Raw genomic sequence first — 5,712 nt, forward strand, 5'->3', positions numbered from 1 at the left:
TTAATGTGGCCTTCGTCTTGCGCAGGACTGTTCGAAATTTTGAGGAAGCACCCACCCTGCCGGGGCTCCCGGGTTCCCGCTTACGAGAGCGACGTTCTCAGCAACTCGTTGAAGAGCTTCGGGTTGCCCTTGCCGCGGCTCGCCTTCATGCACTGGCCCACCAAAAAGCCGATGACCTTCTGGTTGCCGTCACGATACTGCTGCGCCTGATCGGCACAGTTTGCCAGCACCTCGTCCACGATCGGCTGCAGCGCGCTAGCGTCGCTCACCTGACGCATACCGCGCTCGTCAACAATCTTGTTGGGGTCGTCGCCGGTCTGGGCCATGGCCTCAAAGACCTCGTGAGCCTGGTTGGAGCTGATGGCATCGGTCGCCAGCAGCTTGGCAAGGGCTGCCACCTGAGCCGGCGCAATACCGGACTCGGCGAGCGACACACCCGCACCCTTAAGGTAGGCGATCATCTCGTTCACCAGCAGGTTTGCAACCGTCTGGGCCTCCTTGCCGGCCATACCGGCAGCAGCGGCCTCAAAGAAGTCGGCAAACTCGGGGTCGCCGGCAATCTGCTCGGCGTCGGCCGCCTTAATGCCAAAGTCGGCCTCAAAACGGACGCGCTTGGCATCGGGCAGCTCGGGAATCTCGCCACGGCAACGGTCGATGAACTCGTCGTCCAGATCGAAGGGCGCCAGGTCGGGATCGGGGAACAGACGATAGTCGTCAGCCGTCTCCTTGACGCGCATGACCACGGTGCGCTTGCGGCTGGGCTCCCAGTGGCGGGTCTCCTGATAGATGATTCCGCCCTCCTCGAGCACCTCGGCCTGACGGCAAATCTCGTAGGCAAGACCATCATGCAGGCTCTTAAACGAGTTGAGGTTCTTAAGCTCGGTCTTGGTGCCCAGCTTGGTCTCGCCACGGCGGCGCAGCGACACGTTACCGTCGCAGCGCATGGAACCCTTCTCCATGGAGCAGTCCGAAATGCCCAGCGTCACAAAGATGCGACGGAGCTTTTCCATAAACAGGCGAGCCTCCTCGGGCGTACGCAAGTCGGGCTCGGTCACGAGCTCAATCAAAGGCGTGCCGCAGCGGTTGTAGTCGACAAGCGACTCGGCAGCGGCGGTAATGCGGCCCTCGGCACCACCCACGTGGACCATCTTGGCAGCGTCCTCCTCCATGTGGATGCGCAAAATGCGGATGGGCACCGTGTAGGAACCGTCCTCGCGACGCTCGGGCATCTGCAGGCTGGACGCGTCATAGCTGGCCAGATGGCCGGCGCGCTGATTGCTCTCGCGCATGGTCGACGTCATGGACGTGGACAGACCCTCGGCGTTGGCCGAGGCGCTCGCCAGGCTCTGAGCCTCGGCCTCACCAAACGCGCAGTCGGGGCGCTCGGCGGCACCGCGACCGGTCACATCCAGGTCCAGGTGACCGTACATGGCAAAGGCGACCGGACCCTGCGTGGTCTGGAAGTTCTTGGCCATGTCGGGATAGAAGTAGTGCTTTCGGTAGAACATCGAGTGGCGCTGGATCTCGCAGTTGGTGGCGAGACCGGCCTTGACGATGCTCTCGATGGCGCGCTTGTTGGGCACCGGCAGGGCGCCGGGCAGGCCCAGGCACACCGGGCACACGTTGGCGTTGGGCTCGTCATCGTGGCTGAGCTTGCAGTTGCAAAACATCTTGGTATCGAGTGCGGTGAGCTCGGTATGGATCTCCAGGCCGATCACGGCCTCCCAATCCTGCAGGACCTCGGAAAGCTCCTTCATTACAGCTCGCCTCCCTTCCCGGCAAAATCGGGCGCGACGGAAAGCGCGGGCGCACCCGTGGCGGCATCGGAAAAGCCGCGCTCCAGGGCGCGGGCAAACGTGAGCAGCTGACGGTCCTTAAACGCCGGACCAACCAGCTGGGCAGAAACGGGCAGCTTGCTGTCCTCGCCCAGGCCCAGCGGCACCGAGATGCCGCCGTTGCCGCAAATGTTGAGCGAGATGGTGTACAGGTCGGAGAGGTACATCTGCGTGGGGTCGCTGATCTCGCCAAACTTAAAGGCCGTGCGCGGCGAGGCGGGCATGAGGATGGTGTCCACCTTGGCATACGCGGCATCGTAGTCCTGCGTGATGAGCGTGCGGGCCTTTTGCGCAGCGTAGTAGTACTTGTCGTACACGCCCGAGCTCAGCAGGTAGGCGCCAAGCATCTGACGGCGCTTGGCCTCGGCGCCAAAGCCGTGGGCGCGCGAGAGCGAGCTCTGGTCGGACAGGTTGGCGCAGCCCTCCTCCTGATAGCCGTAGCGAATGCCGTCGAAACGTGCCAGGTTGGAGAACGCCTCGGCCGGGCCGATGACGTAGTAGGCAGCGATGGCGGCGTCCAGGTGCGGCAGGTCGACCTCGACCAACTCGGCGCCCTGGTTCTGCAGCTCCTGGGCGGCGCGCTGAACGGCGGCCTTGACCTCGGACGTCAGGCCCTCGGCCTCCATAAACGCAGGGATGATGCCCACGCGCTTGCCCTCGATGCTGTCGTTGAGGTGCTCGGTAAAGTCGACGGCGCAATCCTGGCTGGTGCAGTCGTACGGATCGTGGCCCGCGCCGGTAAGCGCGTTCACAGCCAGCGCGACATCCTCGACCGTGCGGCCAAAGGGGCCCACCTGGTCGAGCGACGAGCCAAAGGCAACCACGCCGTAACGGCTCACGGCGCCATACGTGGGCTTAAAGCCCACCACGCCGCACAGCGACGCCGGCTGGCGAATGGAGCCGCCGGTGTCCGAGCCCAGCGAGAGCGCGACCTCGCCCGCGGCGACGGCAGCAGCGGAGCCGCCCGAAGAGCCTCCGGGCACGCGCTCGGCATCCCAGGGGTTGTTGGTGCGGTGGAACGCCGAGCTCTCGGTGGAGCTGCCAAAGGCAAACTCGTCCATGTTGGCCTTGCCCATGGGCAGGCAGCCGGCATCGAGCATGCGTTGGACGCAGGTGGCGGTGTAGACGCTCTGGTAATCCCCGAGCATGCGGGAAGCACAGGTGGTGCGCGTGCCCACGAGGTTCATGTTGTCCTTAATGGCCAGCGGCACGCCCGCAAGCGGGGGCAGCGGCTTGCCTGCGGCACGGTCGGCATCCACGCGCGCAGCGGCCTCGAGCGCGAGCTCGGGCGCCACCTGCAGGAATGCCTGGACCCCGCCCTCGCGCGCCTCGATGGCGGCAAGGGAGGCCTGGGCCACCTCGGTAGCGGTAAAGTCGCCGGCGGCAACGCCCGCGGCGATCTGGGCGGCGGTAAGGGAATCGAAGCTTTGCGCCATTACTCGCTCTCCCCCTCTCCCAAAATGGACGGCACGCGGAAGTAGCGGTCGCGCGCGCTGCCGGCGTTTTCGAGCGCGACGTCGAGCGGTAGGTCGCGCTCGGGCTCGCGCAGGTCATCGCCCATCACGTTGGACAGGCTTCCGATAGGATGGAACGTGGGCTCCACGTCGGGCAAGTCATATTGCAAGACGGGCTCGAGCATCTGGACGGCGTCGTTCATGTAGGACGTCATCTGGGCGAGCTCGTCATCGGTCAGTGCGATCTTTGCGTACTCGGCGATGCCGCGCACGTCTTTCTCGCTGAGTGCCATAGGCGCTCCCTTCCGCATAACAGTTAAACCGCTCTAGTATACAGGGCAACGCCGGCTTGGAGCAGGCGCTTTATCCAAATGCAGCGAAAACGTAACGAGGGCGGCGGTTGGCAGGCGGCGGGCTGGCGGTTCTGCAGCGAAAACCGCGCCGTCCATAACGAAAACCATCACAACATTCGACGCTTTTCGTCAAAATCGCGATTTTCATCGAATGTTGTGATGGTTTGGAAGCCCCGACCGCCACAAAGGCGCCTGTCCCCATTGTGGTGGTTCTGGAGAATGTCTTATGCCGAGGCCTTGGCCTTGCGGCGCTTGCGGACCGCGTGGATCACGATGTCCAGCAGCAACAGCACAATGGCTACGACCACGATGAGCACGGCAAACTCGCGCTTGCCCCAGTGGCGGCCGGCCAGCGACTTTTGCGTGTCGACGTCCTTCTTGCTGTACTTGGTGCGCACGCAATGCACCAGCAGGCGATGGTCGTTCACGCCATAGGGCGTGCAGGTGACGAGCGTCACCTTGTCGGCTCCGGGCTCGATGGCCAGCGACTCCATCTCCTCGGGCAACACGACCTCGGAGTCCACCATCTTGTAGGCGAGCGTCTTGTTCATGGTGTGCAGCAGCACCAGGTCGCCGGGCTCCAGCGAATGGATGTCGTCGAACATGCTCAGGTTTCGCATGCCCGAGTGCGCGGTGAGCACGCAATGCGTCGAGGTGCCGCCCACCGGCAGGCTCGTGCCCTCCAGGTGGCCGACGCCCGCCATAAGGACTTCCTCGCTCGTGCCGTGGTAGATGGGCATGCTCACGTCGATGGAGGGGATTTCGACCCAGCTCATCATGGGGTCGCGGTCAAAGATGAGCTGCTGAGCGTAGGGCTCGATCTGGTCGGCGGGGAGCTCGGTGGCCTCGCCCGCCAGTTGCTCGTTAAAGGAGCGCGCCTGGAGCAGGATGCGCTCGCGCTCCTCGGCAGACAGCGCGTCCACGGTGCTGGACACAGTGCTGATCTGGTTGAACACGCCCGAGGCCTCGAGCCGGTCCAAGATCCACGGCCAGGTCATAAGGCCCACGCCAATAAGGATGATGACGATGGTGATGAGCCGGTCGGCCCAGCGCGGCAGTCGCTTGCGGCGACGCTTGGGCTTTGATTGAGGTTTGGGCTGGAGTTCGGGTTGGGGGCTCGAGCCGCCGTTGTCCGCGGCGTTATTGCTCTTCATATGTTTGGCGCCCTGCACCATCGCCGGTCACTCCTCTACAACTCAAGTTGTCTAAACAAATAATAGCCGATTCGCGAGCTTCCACGCCAGACAACGCAGCCTGCCAGCATTGCGCAGCGCGAGTATGGGCCCGCATTTGAGTTTTCAGAATGTCCCGAATCGGCTGAGCGATTCGGGATACAATGTCAATAGAAAACGACGCACCCCGCGTAAGTGTACGAGAGCGCTGGCGGCCTAGTTTTCAGCTTTTGTTAAATGCCCGGGATCCGACCCCCGGGCATTCTTATTTGCGCTTTCGACGCAAATGCCGTCCACCGTCCGCACCGCGCGTGCGCCTACGGACCTTAAACCGAACTTCATACGAGTCAAGAAACGCGATGACGAACGTGCCCACCGCCGCAAGGGCGGCGAGCGCGTTAAGGAATTTCAGCATTTGGGGACCTCCGATCGAGTCGTCGGCCGCCCGCGCACGGGATGCGTCGCAAGGATATTTTACTGCGAGCGTATGCACCCGCAGCTGGTAAACGCGATTTTGACAAACATTTGTTCGATAGCTATAAACACGATTCCTCATCCAGCGGAACCTGGCCGCATTGTCCGGGTTTGCCCGACGTGTTTGCGTTTTCAAAATGTCCCGAATCGGCGAAGCGATTCGGGATACAATAACTACAGGAAACGACGCACCCCGCGTAAGTGTTCGAAAGCGCGGGCGGCCTAGTTTTCAGCTTTAGTTAAATGCCCGGGCTCCGAACCCCGGGCATTCTTATTTGCGCTTGTTGCGGCGCAAATGCCTTCTACCGTCCGCACCGCGCGTGCGCCTACGGACCTTAAACCGAACCTCATACGAGTCAAGAAACGCGATGACGAACGTGCCCACCGCCGCAAGGGCGGCGAGCGCGTTAAGGAATTTCAGCAT

The 5,712-nt window shown here is 62.9% G+C and carries 4 protein-coding genes; all 4 read right to left on the minus strand.

Translation table 11 applies throughout. The annotated features are described in order from the left end of the window. Positions 1-80: 80 nt before the first annotated feature. The gene (gatB, locus tag ABHR63_RS02280) at positions 81-1,757 is read right to left on the minus strand and encodes an Asp-tRNA(Asn)/Glu-tRNA(Gln) amidotransferase subunit GatB (protein WP_346964854.1); all 1,677 of its coding nucleotides are present in this window, start codon (positions 1,755-1,757) and stop codon (positions 81-83) included. Further along, positions 1,757-3,271, minus strand: coding sequence for an Asp-tRNA(Asn)/Glu-tRNA(Gln) amidotransferase subunit GatA (gatA, locus tag ABHR63_RS02285; RefSeq protein WP_346964855.1), 1,515 nt, complete (start codon positions 3,269-3,271; stop codon positions 1,757-1,759). Before gatA ends, gatB begins: the two co-directional genes overlap by 1 nt. Further along, entirely contained in the window at positions 3,271-3,582 is a 312-nt protein-coding gene (gene gatC, locus ABHR63_RS02290) for an Asp-tRNA(Asn)/Glu-tRNA(Gln) amidotransferase subunit GatC (RefSeq protein ID WP_035136890.1), read from the minus strand. The genes gatA and gatC overlap by 1 nt, the downstream gene beginning before the upstream one ends. 284 nt (positions 3,583-3,866) lie before the next feature. Continuing rightward, the gene (locus tag ABHR63_RS02295; RefSeq protein WP_346964856.1) at positions 3,867-4,796 is read right to left on the minus strand and encodes a class C sortase; all 930 of its coding nucleotides are present in this window, start codon (positions 4,794-4,796) and stop codon (positions 3,867-3,869) included. Between the last annotated feature and the right edge of the window lie 916 nt (positions 4,797-5,712).

The sequence above is a fragment of the Collinsella aerofaciens genome (assembly GCF_039752775.1).
Lineage (GTDB): Bacteria > Actinomycetota > Coriobacteriia > Coriobacteriales > Coriobacteriaceae > Collinsella > Collinsella aerofaciens_R.